Origin of the sequence: Methanobacterium paludis (assembly GCF_000214725.1) — an archaeon.
In the GTDB taxonomy this organism is placed as follows: domain Archaea; phylum Methanobacteriota; class Methanobacteria; order Methanobacteriales; family Methanobacteriaceae; genus Methanobacterium_C; species Methanobacterium_C paludis.
Genome location: NC_015574.1, coordinates 1,005,445 through 1,020,599, shown reverse-complemented (window position 1 = coordinate 1,020,599; position 15,155 = coordinate 1,005,445). Strand labels below are relative to the sequence as shown.

At 34.3% G+C, this 15,155-nt stretch carries 14 protein-coding genes; 2 read left to right on the top strand and 12 right to left on the bottom strand.

The genetic code is table 11. The features are described from left to right. Positions 1-47: 47 nt before the first annotated feature. The 9 genes from MSWAN_RS04640 to MSWAN_RS04600 form a co-directional block, all read right to left on the bottom strand. Positions 48-1,229: a glycosyltransferase family 4 protein gene (locus tag MSWAN_RS04640; protein WP_013825455.1), complete on the bottom strand. Its 1,182-nt coding sequence runs from the start codon at positions 1,227-1,229 to the stop codon at positions 48-50. Then, positions 1,220-3,370: a DUF2206 domain-containing protein gene (locus MSWAN_RS04635; RefSeq protein ID WP_013825454.1), complete on the bottom strand. Its 2,151-nt coding sequence runs from the start codon at positions 3,368-3,370 to the stop codon at positions 1,220-1,222. The genes MSWAN_RS04640 and MSWAN_RS04635 overlap by 10 nt, the downstream gene beginning before the upstream one ends. A 166-nt stretch (positions 3,371-3,536) precedes the next feature. Beyond that, positions 3,537-4,655 (bottom strand): glycosyltransferase family 4 protein, encoded by a 1,119-nt coding sequence (locus MSWAN_RS04630; protein WP_013825453.1) that lies wholly within the window; start codon positions 4,653-4,655, stop codon positions 3,537-3,539. A 173-nt stretch (positions 4,656-4,828) separates the two neighbouring features. Next, positions 4,829-5,968, bottom strand: coding sequence for a glycosyltransferase family 4 protein (locus MSWAN_RS04625; RefSeq protein ID WP_013825452.1), 1,140 nt, complete (start codon positions 5,966-5,968; stop codon positions 4,829-4,831). Positions 5,969-6,041: 73 nt separating this feature from the next. Then, entirely contained in the window at positions 6,042-6,734 is a 693-nt protein-coding gene (locus MSWAN_RS04620) for a glycosyltransferase family 2 protein (RefSeq protein WP_013825451.1), read from the bottom strand. Between the two features lie 171 nt (positions 6,735-6,905). Further along, positions 6,906-7,166, bottom strand: a complete 261-nt coding sequence (locus tag MSWAN_RS04615; protein ID WP_013825450.1) for a TIGR00304 family membrane protein — start codon at positions 7,164-7,166, stop codon at positions 6,906-6,908. Between the two features lie 172 nt (positions 7,167-7,338). Beyond that, the gene (locus MSWAN_RS12240) at positions 7,339-7,824 is read right to left on the bottom strand and encodes a methyl-coenzyme M reductase family protein (protein WP_013825449.1); all 486 of its coding nucleotides are present in this window, start codon (positions 7,822-7,824) and stop codon (positions 7,339-7,341) included. Positions 7,825-7,884: 60 nt separating this feature from the next. Further along, complete coding sequence (locus MSWAN_RS04605; protein WP_048187916.1) at positions 7,885-8,457, bottom strand: THUMP domain-containing protein; 573 nt, start codon at positions 8,455-8,457, stop codon at positions 7,885-7,887. Between the two features lie 287 nt (positions 8,458-8,744). Further along, the gene (locus tag MSWAN_RS04600) at positions 8,745-9,497 is read right to left on the bottom strand and encodes a THUMP domain-containing protein (protein WP_013825447.1); all 753 of its coding nucleotides are present in this window, start codon (positions 9,495-9,497) and stop codon (positions 8,745-8,747) included. A gap of 154 nt (positions 9,498-9,651) precedes the next feature. Here MSWAN_RS04600 and MSWAN_RS04595 point away from each other — a divergent pair, with 154 nt between their 5' ends. Together MSWAN_RS04595 and MSWAN_RS04590 are read left to right on the top strand one after the other, a co-directional pair. Next, positions 9,652-10,050 carry a hypothetical protein gene (locus MSWAN_RS04595; protein WP_052296841.1) on the top strand — a complete coding sequence of 133 codons (399 nt, stop codon included), beginning with the start codon at positions 9,652-9,654 and terminating at the stop codon, positions 10,048-10,050. Positions 10,051-10,100: 50 nt separating this feature from the next. Continuing rightward, a complete protein-coding gene (locus MSWAN_RS04590) occupies positions 10,101-10,625 on the top strand; it encodes a hypothetical protein (RefSeq protein WP_013825445.1) in 525 nt (174 codons plus the stop codon). A gap of 105 nt (positions 10,626-10,730) precedes the next feature. On the opposite strand, the gene MSWAN_RS04585 is transcribed toward MSWAN_RS04590, so the two are convergent. From MSWAN_RS04585 to metG, 3 genes are all read right to left on the bottom strand, one after another. Continuing rightward, a complete protein-coding gene (locus MSWAN_RS04585; protein ID WP_013825444.1) occupies positions 10,731-11,186 on the bottom strand; it encodes a resolvase in 456 nt (151 codons plus the stop codon). A gap of 184 nt (positions 11,187-11,370) precedes the next feature. After that, complete coding sequence (locus tag MSWAN_RS04580; RefSeq protein ID WP_013825443.1) at positions 11,371-12,942, bottom strand: DUF530 domain-containing protein; 1,572 nt, start codon at positions 12,940-12,942, stop codon at positions 11,371-11,373. Continuing rightward, on the bottom strand, positions 12,939-14,915 hold the full coding sequence (metG, locus tag MSWAN_RS04575) for a methionine--tRNA ligase (protein WP_013825442.1): 1,977 nt from the start codon (positions 14,913-14,915) through the stop codon (positions 12,939-12,941). The genes MSWAN_RS04580 and metG overlap by 4 nt, the downstream gene beginning before the upstream one ends. Positions 14,916-15,155 lie beyond the last annotated feature (240 nt).

Sequence of the window (15,155 nt, the reverse complement as noted above, 5' to 3'; positions counted from 1 at the left end):
GCAGCACACAATTAGCCAACTTAAACTATTTAAAATTAACCAATAAACTATTTACCCACATATTCCAGAGCCCTTTCAAAGCCATTAACCATATTTTTATAGGTGAAACTTTTCTCTATGAGTTTTGAGGAATTTTCACCCATTTTCTCCTCCAAAACTGGATCCGACAATATTTTTTCCATGGCCTCGTAAAGAGCATCAATGTCTTTTTCTGGGAAGACGTATCCATTTTCACCATTTTTTATCATGAAGGTCGTACCAACTGCATCACTTGTTATAACAGGTTTTCCGAAGTACATTGCTTCATTTACAACAAGGGGACATGCATCTGCGTAGTAAGTTGTTATGGAGGGCAGTACAAAAACATTGGCGATTAAATAGTATCCTCCAAGGAGTTCATTATTTATGTTTCCTGTGAAATGGACTTTATCTTGAATTTTTAGATCCCATGCGAGTTTTTCAAGCTCTTTTTTACAGTCTCCTTCTCCAACAATGAAAAGAACCGCATCATCCTTTTTATCTGCAAGTTTACGGAAGGCCTTAATTAGGTAGCCAACACCCTTTAGATCTATTAACCTGCCAACGTAGAGAACAACTTTTTTATCCTTTAACTCAAATTCTTGCCTTAAATTATCTCTGTTTTTATAGTCATTAAGTTTCATCTTAATGCTGCTAACGTTAGGCATTATAAATATTTTATCAGGTGAAACATCCAGTGATACAAAAAATTTCATGTGTTTAGAGCCCGGCACAAGGATTGCATCAACATTTTTCCCTAAAAATCTTGCTAAACGTTTGACCATCTTCCTCTTGAAAGATTGCACGTTCCAGTCCCAGTCTTCCCTCCAAAGTATGAAAGGTTTTCTTCTGATCTTAACAATTATAAACTCAAAAAGTGTCTCTACAACATCTGCAAAAGTATCCCAGCTTCCTCCAACGAAAATATCATAATCTCCAAGGGTTTTTTTTATCGTACCAAATGATATGCCAAGATAGTTCCTTTTCACACTGTAATTAACATCTTCAAGCCCTTCAATTTCATGGGATAGATCTGTGTCGTAGGTGGTGTTATAACGCTCCACATTGTTGAAAACAAATTCAACATTGCAAAGTTGGCTTAAACTTTTAAAGAACGGCTTTCTATACCACATGGCTGTGTGATGAACAAACAGTATGCGGGGATTTTTTTGTTTGTTACTGGTTTTCTTCCTCCTCATCATCACATCCATATCTGACTTCCCCCATTATCGTATATACGATATTTTCCCATGAATAATTTGGAATATCCATTAATATCTTGCACAGATATGTCATCATATATTTCCAGGGTTTTATTATCATTTACATTAAAATGCCCCATGTAAATGTATCCTGAATTTATAGTTTTGTTCCATGCAAAGAAAGAGCTGTTCAGTACAATGAAGGAGTTTTTGAAATTTTGATCTCCTGCACCGTAAACCAGAGCAAATCTCGAAGATTCTCTTCCATCTGAATAAGCATTAAGACCCGTTACTTTATTGTAGTTTAACCAGCTCACGGATGTCAGTTCACTTCCGTAGATAAAAGTTTCATCACGTACCAGCCCGTTACTATCATATTCTGAAGAATAAGGCATGCCCAGGAAATGGTACTGCATATATGTGGCACATGAGAATAGGGCTATGAGTAAAACCAAAAGTATCATAACATCCCATTTTGGTTTTTTAATGAGTTTAGCCAGAGTTATTGCTCCAATAACAAATAATGGGGCGATGAATATCAGTAGCTGGAAGAAAAGCCTTGCAGCGTCGTATGCAATAGATATATACGGTAATGCCACGAATAAAATCAGTAATATCATTGATACAGCTACTCCCATGAGATATTCAACTTCCATTTTCTCTTTAAAGTAACGATATTTCCATATTACGGTTCCAAGCCCCACCATGATTGTTGCAAAGATTATATCGTGCACAACAACACTCACTGTGTTGGGCAACGATTTCAGCACTATACCTAAAACTCCCAAAACATAAGCTCCTCTTGTGGTGGTTAAAGGTTGTGCAGGTCCAGAACTTGATCCTGCTGTAGCTGCAGCTGCAGCTGTTGCTCCGACCACCTGTGCCCCTGCAGTAAATTGAACCTTTGCAAAGAGCAAGTACCATACCGCTATGAATGCTAAGGAGATTAAAATGAGGTCAAAGTTGGTAAATACCAATTTTCTTTCCTTAATTAATCCCATTAAAAATGGTACTAAAAGTACTGCTGCCATGAGAATAAATGCAACGTAAGCTGTGGTGTAATGGGATACCACTAGAGAGAACGTAAAGATCAAAAATAAAACTTTTTTAGGTAGTTTCTTATCTAACTCAGAATCGAATAAAACCATCACTGCAAGGAAGAAAAATAACATGGCTATTTCCTGTCTCACAGCACCTAACATGGAAACAAAGAATAGTTGAAACACGAAGAGCAGTGCTGCGAAGAAGGCGTATTTTTTGCCTATATATTTTTTTGATACAATGTAAACAATCAAAGGTATTGCAGAACCTATAATCCCATAGAACAGTTTGAAAATGTATTCTCCGCCAATATTTGATAATACATTGTAGACAACCGGCAGTATAGTAACGCTCAAGCAAGCATTGTAAGGGTTGTAATAATCGTAGATGTTCCAGTGCAAATTGGCCATGGCCAACTGGAAAGAGTAAAACTCTCCATGCACATCTCTTCCAATAGTGTATGATGAGGTTAAACCATACATCAAAAGCAGGCTCAATCCTATTAACCATACTGCAATTGGATATGTAGATGGATGAATTTTATCATTGAGATAAACTACCACCACCAAATATAAAGGTATCATGAACAGCATCAACATTAGGATAATGTTGTTTTGGGTGGTGTTCATTAGATATGTTCCTAAAATTGCCATAAACGGAAATATTAATGGAAAAATTAAAGGAGATTTTAACTTGCCCCCCAGATGAAAGTTAAAATTAAGCATATCCCCTAAATTGAAATCATCTTTATTTCTCATGTATGCAATTATAGCTAAAGCTATTAAGAGTATGTTAAAAGAGATAAGCACTGAACTTAATGACAACGGTTTCATTAAGATAGGATAAAAGCTGTTTAAAATTAAACCTGCAAATATCATGAAAAATAAACTTAACCCTACTGATAATACGGCCTTTTTTAAGAATTCCATCTTGTTCAGGCGCAGTATTTGAAGAATTAAAACTCCAGGGATTATTGTGAAAAATAAAAATGATTCTATCTCCCTTAAAAATGGTATATTCAGTAATACAAGGATATCTGTTAAAAATAACATTGAAACTATGAGCATTAACCATTCTTTGGCTTTTATATTTTTTATTTTATTAAACATTTCCAATGATTCCTCTACATTCGTTTAAGTTAGATTTGATAATAAATTAAAGTTATAACTATTTCTTGTTAATTTTCCATTTTAAAGACAGAAAATGTCTGCTTATTATTGTTTATTTTAATATCTATTTAATTTAAAATAAGGAATAATCCTCACACAGATCATATCACAATAATTCATTATAAACCTTTTCCATCATCTCTGCAATACCCTTCCATGTGTAAGTATCCTTCACGAGCTTTCGGCCATTGAATCCCATTTTCTTCTGTAAATCCTTGTTTTTTAAGATTTTGATTATTGCATCTGCAAGTGCAGTAGAGTTTTTGGGCTCGACAATTAGACCAGCATTACTTTTTTTAATATCTTCAGCCACACCCACAATTTCTGTGCTTACAACCGGTGTTTCACACGCTAAAGCCTCTAAAGCCACGATACCAAAACCTTCCTGAACTGAAGAAATAGAAGGCAAGACAAAAACATCAACGCTACTGTAGTATTCAACTAGTCGTTCATCAGGAATAAAACCGTGAAATTCAACGTTTTCCTGCAAACCCAATGAATTTACCATTTTCTGGTAGTGCTCTAAAAGAACACCTTTACCTCCTACTAAAAGTTTAACATCTGGAATTTCATTTTTAATGAGTTGAAGAGCTTTTAATAAATAGTTAAGTCCTTTATATTTATGAAATTCATCTAAAAGGCTTAAAAAGAATATTGTGTTTTCCCTTTTTTGACATTCTAATGGTTTGAAAGTTTCAACATCAACCCCGTTTGGGATCACTTCAATTTTATCAGCGTAACCTTTCAAGTAGGGTGAAAAATTCAGATAATTGGGCTGTGTTATTATAATTTTATCCGCCTGTTTTAGCAGGGATTTAAGTGCTGTTGAATTATAAAAACCTGCAATGTGATCTGCAAATCCATTGCCAATTATGTCATTGTGATACGTGACAACTAATGGTTTTCTTTTTATTTTCGAGAATATGGAGCTCCAATCAGCACTCCAAGGCGTTGGGATATGAGTGTGAATTATATCAAAGTCCTCTCTCAAAAGTGCAAGTGGTAAACCCATTGTGATATTCGTATTGGCAACTTTACCAATGTAAGAAAGTCTTTTAACATTTATATCATCAATAGACTCTTCCTTCTTTGATTCAGGCTCGTTTGCACATATTACATCAACATCATGCCCTAGTTTTACCAATTCCCTTGAAAGGTAGTGTACATAGTTCTCAACTCCACCTATAAATGGATAAAATCGAACTGGAGTTTGTATTATCTTCATTTTTATCCCTATTCAATCAATGATTATTCAAATTTACTTATCTGTATTCATGTAATATTAGATTTAATTAGTTTTATTCTGTCATGATATTCAAATTTACAACGATTTAAAACTCACTCAACAATTATTCAAGTTTACAAAGGATTTAAAACTCACTCAACAATTAACTAAGTTTACAACCGATTTAAAGATTTTTCATAGTGTTTTTCCAGCAGCCCAACAATATCATCCCAATCGTATTGGCTTGCAAAATCAACGCAGTGGGGTTTCATTTTTTCTTTATCTTTTATTCCTCGGATTATTTTCGCTGCCATGTCCTTATCTGAAGGTTCAACAACAAAACCATTTTTACCATTGTTTATAAGATCACAAGCGGCATTCATCTTATGTTTTACAACAACTACTGGTAATTCGCACGCATTTGCCTCAAGAACAACAATTCCAAAGCCTTCCCTTGTTGATGGGAGCACAAAAACCTTGGACGATTTCATGTATGAAATCAGATCATCATGATTTCCTAAAAATCCTGTAAACTCAATGTTAGTACTTAAATTTCTATCTAAAACCATTTTTTCCAGATTTTCCCGCTCTGGCCCATCTCCAACTATTAAACATTTGATCTCCGGTAGTTCTTTTCTAACCAGATCAATGGCCTTTACGAGTAGATCTACATTTTTCTCTTTTATGAGTCTTCCTACAAATATAACATCCGATTTTTTATCCGATTTTTTGATAAAATTTATTTCCTTGAGATTTATGCCATTGGGAATAACATTCCCATCTAAAAGCCGAATTGCCTGAAGATCCCTATTTGTTTTCTCTGAAACGGTTATTATTCGGTCTGTCAAGTATAAGGTTAATTTTTCAACTATTTTACCAAATATTCCCAGCTTACCCAGGTATTCATACCAGTAATCACCCCAAACTTCATGGAGCGTTATGAAAAGAGTAGATCTCCCTAAAATAGCATGTATCTTAGCTGTGAAACATGGAAAAAACGGGAACCCCTGACATTCAACAACATCAAATCGTTCCTTCATCAATGGGCTAAAAAGTTTTAAAGCAAAATAAATAGCCTCTTTTATAGATCTTTTACCATTTGAGTAAAGTTCTATAGGTTTACAGACCCCGTGAAGATGAATTCCCTCAAATTCAATATCTTCATGGTTTTCCGCGGTCCACCAACATCCCATACCATACCAGTGAACTTCATGTCCCCTAAGTACAAGCCTCTTTGCTAGTTGGTAAACACGATTTTCAGCCCCTCCTTTAACCCATGGATAAACAGAATCATAGATAAACGCTATTTTCATTTTAGTACTCCTAAATAGAATAAGTTGAGTAGATGGAGGAATCAGAGAAAACCTCAAAGATACACATAAAATTTTACATATCCCCGAATTTTCTTTTTAACATATATTTAGAATGTCTCCACCCATCCTTGAAGGAGTTCAATTTAGCTTTGCCTCCGCCCCTCTGTCTATAAACAATGGGTACTTCTTTAATTTTAAGATTTTTAACAGATGCTTCAATCACCATTTCAATTGCAAATTCCATTCCCGGAGATTTAAGATCCAATTTTTGGAGAGCTTCAGTTTTGATTGCCCTCATTCCACAGTGAGTGTCTGAAAAGTTAGAGTGGAATAGTTTGTTCAGCATTTTTGTGAACATTGGATTTCCTATATATCTATGAAGAGCAGGCATAGCTCCATCCTGTATTTCACCGTCAAATCTTGAGCCAATAACAAAATCAACATTATCATTCAGTATACATTCAATGAATTGAGGGATCATTTCAAGAGGATATGTTCCATCGGCATCTCCCATAATAATTATATCTCCTGTAGCCTCTTTAAACCCACGAAGATATGCATTCCCATAACCCCTGTGTTCTTCATAAACAACCTTTGCACCAGCATCATTAGCTTCCTGGGCAGTTTTATCTGTAGACGCATTGTCAACAACAATTATTTCTGTAGTAAGGCCCATATCATTTAGTTTGTTTAATGGTATTGATTTAACTGTTTCCCCAACAATTCCCTCTTCATTAAGAGCAGGAATAACAACTGAAACTTTCATAGAATCACTTTCCTATCTGATAATCTTTTATTATTATGTAATAAGTTAATTTAATAGTTAATTTAATCTTTTTTAACTCTTTTTTGTCATAAAATAAACTCTATAAAATTATTTTCTTAACTATATATATTTATTATGTTAAAATTCTAAATCTGTTATTTAAGTTTGTAATTATCTAAAACCCCACCTATAAAACAGTAGGTAAGCTAAAACCATCAGAATAATTGCAAGAACGATTGATATGGTCGTGATATTTTTGTTTGTCCCAAATATGATGGGTATGGGTCCTATCATGACCACTCCACCTGCTTGAACCTCTCCTGTTCCCCCTGATTTTGAAGTGATCTGGAGGGCTGTTCCCAGGAATATAAGCAGTATGCCCAATATAATCACAACAACGCCTGCTAAGATGATTGTATTAGAATTGACCATCATAGTTCTCCTGAAATAGTTGTATTATAAATTCTCTATGTTATATTGTTCTATGATCTTCTAGTGCTTTCTCTTATTTGAGGTATATTAAATTTACTTAAATATTTACTGTAAATAATTTTTAATAAATCTGATTAATAGGTTTACGCTCTTTCAATGAATCTACTCTTATTTAATCATCTTTAATGCGATATTCCTTTTTCCCATTGTACATCCTGTATTCTGCAATTTCCAGTGTACACATGTCATCCAGTATTTTTTCAAGTTCATCTATACATATTCTGTTATCCAGTTCAGGATATATGCTGGCTGAACAGGGACATTCAATTACATTTACAAAATTTTCCTTGGAAACCCAGTCACCAATAATGCACAAAATATTATAAACAGGAATATACGACTGCATAACACGTTTTTGACTATCTTCTATTTTTATATCTTCTATTCTCCCTTTTATATCTTTTGCAATCGATTTAAGGGATTTAATTTCATCTTTAGGTAAAATAAGTATTACACGAATTTCTTCAGCTAAAAAATAGTCTCCCCTACTTACTTGGAAATGATCTTCTCTAAGGATGATTCCACCAACATCCTCAATAAACTCAACCAACTCGTCAAACCTATAAAAGCCACCACAAAAAAAGATAATTGTGTACATAAAAATCAGTTTACTTATTTCAGTAATTGATATCGGTTTTTATGTTTCTTGGTTTTTTTATTAAATTTTCTTAAAGATTTCACCGGGCCTTAAAACACTGACCCCCGTATCTTCACCAACAACCTCAATTTGAACCACCCAATCAGGATTTTTTTCATTAAGTTTCAGATTCAGTTTTTCAACAATTTCCTCTGAAACCGTGTCTATCAACTCTTCTCCTGATTTTATGTATTTTCTACCCCTAAGATCACATCTTACAACAAATGATTCCTTCGGGTTTGTCTTCTCACCTGAAAGCATTATAACTTTTTCTACAATGTAGTCGGGTCTTGTTCTTACAACTTCATTTATGGGCACGATCTTGGATATGACTGTTGTCTGGGTGTCCATAAGTTTCATTGCAGCATCCAAAGGATCGTTAGCTACCCTAACCAAAACAACGTTTATAAATTCAGTTTCTTCAATGTAAACAGGGTCTCCGTTTTGAAGTGCAAGTTCTATTTCCTCAATTCCAAGAAGTTCAACGCCCACTGTTTCATTTTTGTGGCCTTTAAATGTTACAAGCAGGTTAAAGATTTTTGTGGATTTAATGTTTCCACCTCCACTCAAGAATTGATTGATAATGTAATGCAACTAGTTCATTAATTGATTATTAACTGAATGATTATTAACTGATTTCAATACAGACCGTTTAACTAAATCATTAAGACCTTAACATCGTCTTAAATAATCATTTCTTATTTATATATATGAGTAAAACTGGTATAAATAATATTTCTATAGTAAAAATAATTAACATTACTATTTCATTATAAGAAATATCATTTCAGCTCCATCAATTTCAAAAATGGCTTGATCATTAAAATCATTTCAAAAAAAAGATTTGAGGAATGTAGACTCAAACATTAAAACTTTTCAACTTACATAGACAATGTAAAAAAAGATAACATCAAAATAAAGAATACAGATAGTAATTTACTATTTAAATTTATATTATCCAAATCATTTATTGATTCCTCAGATCCATAAATATCTTCTTTAAAACCTTCCAAATTATTTAGACTCTTTTTAAAGAGTTCTGTGGGTTTTAAAACACTTATCCCAGTGTTTTCACCAATAACCTCAATTTGAACAACCCAATCAGGATTTATTTCATCACATTTAAAGTTTAATTTTTCAATTAACTCTTGAGTAACCATATTGAAAAGTTCTTCTTCAGATTTTATGAGCCGTCTTCCCATTAGATCACATCTTACGGCAAAAGTATCATCTTCAGCCATTTTATTCATGGCAAGTTCTACTACTTTCTCTAGAATATAATCCATTCTTGTTCTCACAACTTTATTAATAATTATTATTTTATGTAGGAATCTGGTTGGTGAATCCATAATTTTCATGGCTGCAGTCACTGGATCCATGTTCAACTCAACCAGAACCCCATTCAAACATTCAGACTCTTTTATATAGCAAGTAATTTCCCTGCTTTGTAATGCCATTTCTATTTCTTCAATGCCAAAAAGTTCTTCCCCCTCAAAATTTTCATTGTGGCTTTGAAATGTAACTAACAAATCAAAGTATTCATTGGGTCTGATTTTTTCGTCTTTAAACACTCCCCTTTCAGTTATTGCCCCCATTCTTCCATTAATCTCTATATTTTTATTATCTAAAGTCATGCAATATTCCTCCTTTTTAGTTTTTTGATGTTCATTAAGAGTAAAATATTAATATAATACTCCTAATTAAATTCATATTATGAAGTGTAATATAATCAACTATATTAATATTACGGAATGTCGTGGAGCAATAAGTGTAGATTTTCTCTTTTCGATGTTCGTAATCATAATAGTGGTGCAAAGTGTTGTAGGCATAACCTCAGATAGAATGGACATGGTGAAAGATGCAAAAGAACTTGGGGACGCAAGAATGATTGCGGAAAATGTTGCTGAAACAATTGATACAGCCTACTCCTGCGGAGAAGGTCATTCAACCAGAATAACATTACCCTCTGCTGTTAATGGCAAGGATTATAGAGTTACTGTGAATTCATCTGGAGTTTTTGTTGAAGTGGAAGGAATGATTGGAAGGGCTTGTGTGATCCCAAAGGTAATTTCCAGTACAGAGTCATCGGGAGAACTTGGATATACAATGCAACCTCAAAAGACCTATAAAATTTCCAATGAAAAGACTGGAGATAGTTATCATATAATCATAACTCAGTTACCATAAAATTGTAAAAATGATGTTAAAGATGGATTCTTGTTTAGAGAGTGGTTTAGATGGACATAAATAACTTTAAGGGTATAAAAACTGATAATAACGGCCAATTATCCATAGAATACATAATGGTGGTTGGATTTATGTTTTTAATTTCAGTTTCTATTATCTTTTTAGCTGGAGATGCACAGGAGCTAAACACTGCAATGGCTGCTGCAAGAAGCGGTGTCATTGAGGGGGCAAACATGGGCAGTTTTGCTGTATACCCCCAAGAAACCTTTGAGAAATATACAACAGAACACCCAAGACTTACAAGCCAGTCAAATGTGAAAATTGTCAGGATAGATTACACAAACAAGGGATATAATTCCACCTACAAAAAGACGAAAATTCAACTCAAGATCTGGGCTTCAAGCCCATCTGTCCAAAATCCATCTGATAAAAATTGTTTAGGGGACCGTATAAATTATCATATAAGAAAAAGTATCTGCGAAGCCTTTGGAACCCAAAATTTGACAAGCGCAGTTTTTAACCCTGCATTTTCAGATAGATACGTATTTACAACCAATGACGTGAAATGGGTGTAGTTAATAAAATGATTATATTAAACAACATATATTTTTGATGCAGTTTTGGAGGTTAATTTAAGTAATAAAATAATATGGAATGCAAAAACAGAATCTATGAACGTATCACCGCTTCAAAAAATAGTAAACAGTCCTTAATGGAATTTCAAGTTTTTGGGATATTTCCCGGGTTGGAACACCATCTTCATAGAGTTTTTTAACTTTTTCCTCTGTTTCGGGAGGATATTTTGATTTTCGTCCCCTTTTAAGTTTGGAATTTTTAAGATAATAAACGGTTTTAAGAGGAATTTTAAGGATTTCAGATATTTCTTTTGGGCTTTTACCATCATCCAATAATTTTTGAATAGCTTCTGGTTCTTCAGTATACTTTTTAGGTCTGCCGACACGTATTACAGGCTCAACTTCAATCCCAAGTTCTGAAAGTGCTTCCAAATATTTTTTTGAAATCCTCAAATAGAGGCTCTGTGGACACCTTATTTTCTCAAGATCAGGGTATTTATCGAGAAGTTCCATTATTTTCCTTGAAGAAAGTTGCTCGCTGACGTAAATTTCGTTACCCAAAAGACCACCTTACAATAAATTTATATCTTTCATCCAATTTTACTCAATTTTTACTTTTAATCCTTAAAGTTATTCCTAATCATCTGAGACCATCTTTACTGAAACTATAAACCCAACAAGAAACTATAAACCCAATGAAAAATAATTCTAAGCTTACTTAAAGCTTAATTAATGTCAAGTCAATTTACCGTTTTACCATTTCAAGGAATTTTTTGGCCTTTTTCGTTTGTGGTTTTCCAAAGGTTTTGAATTTTTCGACCTCTTTACTAACTTCGGCAGGATTAACAGAAAATATATGTGCTGAATCCTCAATGGATAGTTTTCCTGTTGTATTCAATATAGCAGCCCCTGCAGCAGGTGTATTGATTGCAACATGGAGTCCTTTAACTTTATTTTCTATTTCAAACTTTTTGGATACAACTGATTTAATATTTGGAATGTATTTAATATTTTCAGCTAAATAATCCCTCAAAATTCCGACCACAAATTCATCGAAGTCTTCAAATGCCTTCATCTGATTTGTATCCAGACTGGGTCTGAGGTTTGGGAACGGTCCAGAATATCGGCTTCTTCGATCGTAGGAAGTTAAGAGATAATACTTAATTATGTCCCAGAGGATTAAAATTTGAGGCATATCAACAAAGAGACTTATTTCAAGCTTACTTCTAATTTTTATATCTTTTTCAAGTTCTTTATCTCTATTACCTTTATCATTGATTAATTTTTCATCTTTAAGCATTTTATATAAGAGTTCGTTCGTCAGATCTTCCTTGTCATCGATATCTTCGGCTATTCTGTTAGCACGTTTTTTGGCAGTTTTAAGGGCGTTATCATAAAATGAAAGCTTTTCTTTGTTACTTATAAAATTATTTAACACCGTATCAAAGATTTCACGGGCATTGTGTTCTGCAAGTTTCACATATGCAATTGAAACAGCTGTTTGAACATGCTTATCATTAATAATAGCTGGTTTTTTCCGGTGAACCTGCATGAATTCTATTCGTGCATTGGAACCATATTTACGCCGAATTTCCTTTTCATAGTTCAATTGATCTGTGGCATCCAGGTTAACCCTTTTTCTAACCCATTTTCCATCTTCTAAAACTTTCACGACGAGTGAAAGAGTTTTAACAATACCTCTTTTTTCATGCTTTATGATACGAACTATTTTTCGAAAGGCATCCCTTCCTAAGGGGGATAATTCAGACATTCGAACCATGTATTCCCCAGATAAAGGGAGGTACTTAATTATATTTAATCTGTAAACTCCTTCTTTATTTATACTCAGTTCAAATTCATTACACCCACATTCACATGCTTTGAAAGCAATGAAAGATATTTCATGGCCCCTGAACTTCTTCCCGCAGGAACTGCAGCTTATGATAGCAAATTCTTCAAGGTGCCCTAATGCTATTTTATGGGATGCAATAGCTGATTTAACCCTGTCCAGGATGTTCTTTTTTGCAGCTGCCTTCATTCTAAAGTAATGGGTATGACGGCTTATGTCGTACATGTCGTCAGCCTTCATCTCCATTGAGGACTGCCGACCATATCTAAGGATAGACCTGTAAGGGGCTTTATAACCCTTAATCTCCATTGTATCTCTTAGATCCTGAAGTTTGTCCAGGTTATCCTTTAAATACCGGTAAATTTCCATGAAGGTTTTAAAATCAGGAATTTCATCGGCATTTATTCTTTCATGCTTTATACCGTCCAGAAACTTCTCGGCATTTGCTATGAGTCCAGATTCATTCATTTTATTTGTTCACCAATATCAGCGCCTTCAGCCGTCAAAAGACTCATGTTATCGTCTGTTGCAAGTATCATACCCTCAGATTTTATTCCAAATAATTTTGCAGGCTCTAGATTCACAAGAACAATTACATTCCTGTTTAAAACCTCTTCAGGAGAATATTTTTTTGCAACCCCCGCAACAACCTGTATCTTCTTTGCACCAATATCAACCATGAGCTTTAAAAGATTTTTAGAACCTTTAACATTCTCTGCACCTACTATTTTCCCAACTCTGAGATCCATCTTTCCAAAATCATCTATCGAAATTATATCCTTCATAGTTTCATCCTTCAAATTTTTATAGAGTTCTTCTTTCTGGTTTTCAATCACATCATCATCTATTTTGGAGAAAATTGGTTTTGCTTTGGCAATTTCATGACCTGCTGGGATAAATTCAGCTGCATCATCCCAAACCATTTTTTCTGCATCTAAATTCAATATTTTAAATATTTCCTGGGTTTTAACAGGAAGATAAGGCATTAAAACAACCGCAAGTGTCTTTGAAAGTTGATTGCATAAATATAAGCATGTTGCAGCTTTTTCAGGCCCTGATTTCACGGCCTTCCACGGTTCCTTGTCATTGAAATATTTATTACCAAATTTAGCAGTTTTTATTATTTCCATAAGTCCTTCTCTGAACTTGAAATTTTCTATATAATCAGACACAACGTTTGGTAACTGTTTTATACGTTTTTCAAACTCTTTGTCAGATTCATCAAACTCCATTGGTTCCGGTATCCTGCCTTCAAAGAATCTTGTGGTGAAAGTGAATGTACGGTGTAGGAAGTTTCCTATGACATCTGCCAGCTCATCATTCACTCTTCTCTGGAAGTCATCCCATGAGAAATCTGTGTCACGGTTTAAGGGTGCATTTGCGATGAGGTAGTACCTTAAAATATCAGAATCAAAGTTTTTAACAAAATCCGAAACCCATATAACCCAGTTTTTACTTGTTGACATCTTTCTGCCTTCAAGTGAGAGATATTCCCCTGCAATAACTGTGTATGGAAGTTTACATCCGTATGCCATGAGCAAAGCCGGCCAGAATATACTGTGGTGGTAAATTATGTCCTTTCCTATGAAATGGATGGCCTTATCGTTCCAGTATTCTTCCCATGATTTATTTTCCTTATGGGCCCACTGTGCAGCTGATGAGATGTAACCAAGGAATGCTTCACCCCAAACGTAGATTATCTTACCTTCAGCACCTTCCAAAGGCACGGGTATTCCCCATTCCATGTCTCTTGTGAGTATCCAGTCCTTTAATCCCTCTTTTAGCCATTGCATTGCATAATTTTTGACATTTGGAGGTAATTCATCGTTGGATTCTATCCATTCTTTCAGGTCGTCCTGGAAATGGGTGAGTTTGAAGAAGTACTGTTTGGATTCTCTGGCTTCAGGTTTGGATTTACAGATGAGGCATGATGGTTCAAGAAGTTGTATCGGTTCAAGGTGTCTTCCGCATGCTTCACAGTGGTCTCCTCTTGCTTCACCACCACAGTGAGGACAAATACCTTCAACGTACCTGTCAGGTAAAAATCTATTACATTTATCACAGTAAAGTTGTTCCATACTTTTTTCGTAGATATAACCCTTCTCATAGAGTTTTAAAAAGAAGTTCTGGGCTATCTCGTAATGTGTTTGATCTGTAGTCCTTGTGAAACTATCCAGTGAGATGTTGCAGGATTCAAGATCTCTTTTTATCATCTCGTGGTATCGGCTTGCAATTTCCTTAGGTGCCTTACCTTCTTGCTCGGCTCTGACTGCTATGGGTGTTCCATGTTCATCGGTTGCGCATACTAAGAGCACATCATTACCCTTCATCCTGTTGTATCTTGCATATATATCTGCAGGTATGTAAGTTGATCTTAAATGCCCCAAATGGCATGGACCGTTTGCATAAGGCAATGCACAACTGATAAATATCTTGCTCAAATTTATTCCTCCCTAAATTAACATAAAATTTGAAATGATTTAAGTTTTGAATGATTTAAAGTGAACGTCAATGATTAAGTTAATCTATTCATCCTTCTCGATTTAAATAACTCTCTTTTCTTTGAAAGGTTAATTAAGAATAATTTAAATCTTATTTTTTAATTTAAAATATCAACAAAGCAATATATTAATAAATCCCCATTATATTAATAAATCACTCAACTAAAGATTGAAAGACTA

Coding starts and splice junctions, on each gene's coding strand:
- MSWAN_RS04625 (WP_013825452.1), bottom strand. CDS start 5,968: ATGAAAATAGCGTTTATCTATGATTCTGTTTATCCATGGGTTAAAGGA.
- MSWAN_RS12240 (WP_013825449.1), bottom strand. CDS start 7,824: ATGTACACAATTATCTTTTTTTGTGGTGGCTTTTATAGGTTTGACGAG.
- MSWAN_RS04595 (WP_052296841.1), top strand. CDS start 9,652: ATGTTCGTAATCATAATAGTGGTGCAAAGTGTTGTAGGCATAACCTCA.
- MSWAN_RS04615 (WP_013825450.1), bottom strand. CDS start 7,166: ATGGTCAATTCTAATACAATCATCTTAGCAGGCGTTGTTGTGATTATA.
- MSWAN_RS04580 (WP_013825443.1), bottom strand. CDS start 12,942: ATGAATGAATCTGGACTCATAGCAAATGCCGAGAAGTTTCTGGACGGT.
- MSWAN_RS04600 (WP_013825447.1), bottom strand. CDS start 9,497: ATGACTTTAGATAATAAAAATATAGAGATTAATGGAAGAATGGGGGCA.
- MSWAN_RS04635 (WP_013825454.1), bottom strand. CDS start 3,370: ATGTTTAATAAAATAAAAAATATAAAAGCCAAAGAATGGTTAATGCTC.
- MSWAN_RS04630 (WP_013825453.1), bottom strand. CDS start 4,655: ATGAAGATAATACAAACTCCAGTTCGATTTTATCCATTTATAGGTGGA.
- MSWAN_RS04620 (WP_013825451.1), bottom strand. CDS start 6,734: ATGAAAGTTTCAGTTGTTATTCCTGCTCTTAATGAAGAGGGAATTGTT.
- MSWAN_RS04590 (WP_013825445.1), top strand. CDS start 10,101: ATGGACATAAATAACTTTAAGGGTATAAAAACTGATAATAACGGCCAA.
- MSWAN_RS04640 (WP_013825455.1), bottom strand. CDS start 1,229: ATGGATGTGATGATGAGGAGGAAGAAAACCAGTAACAAACAAAAAAAT.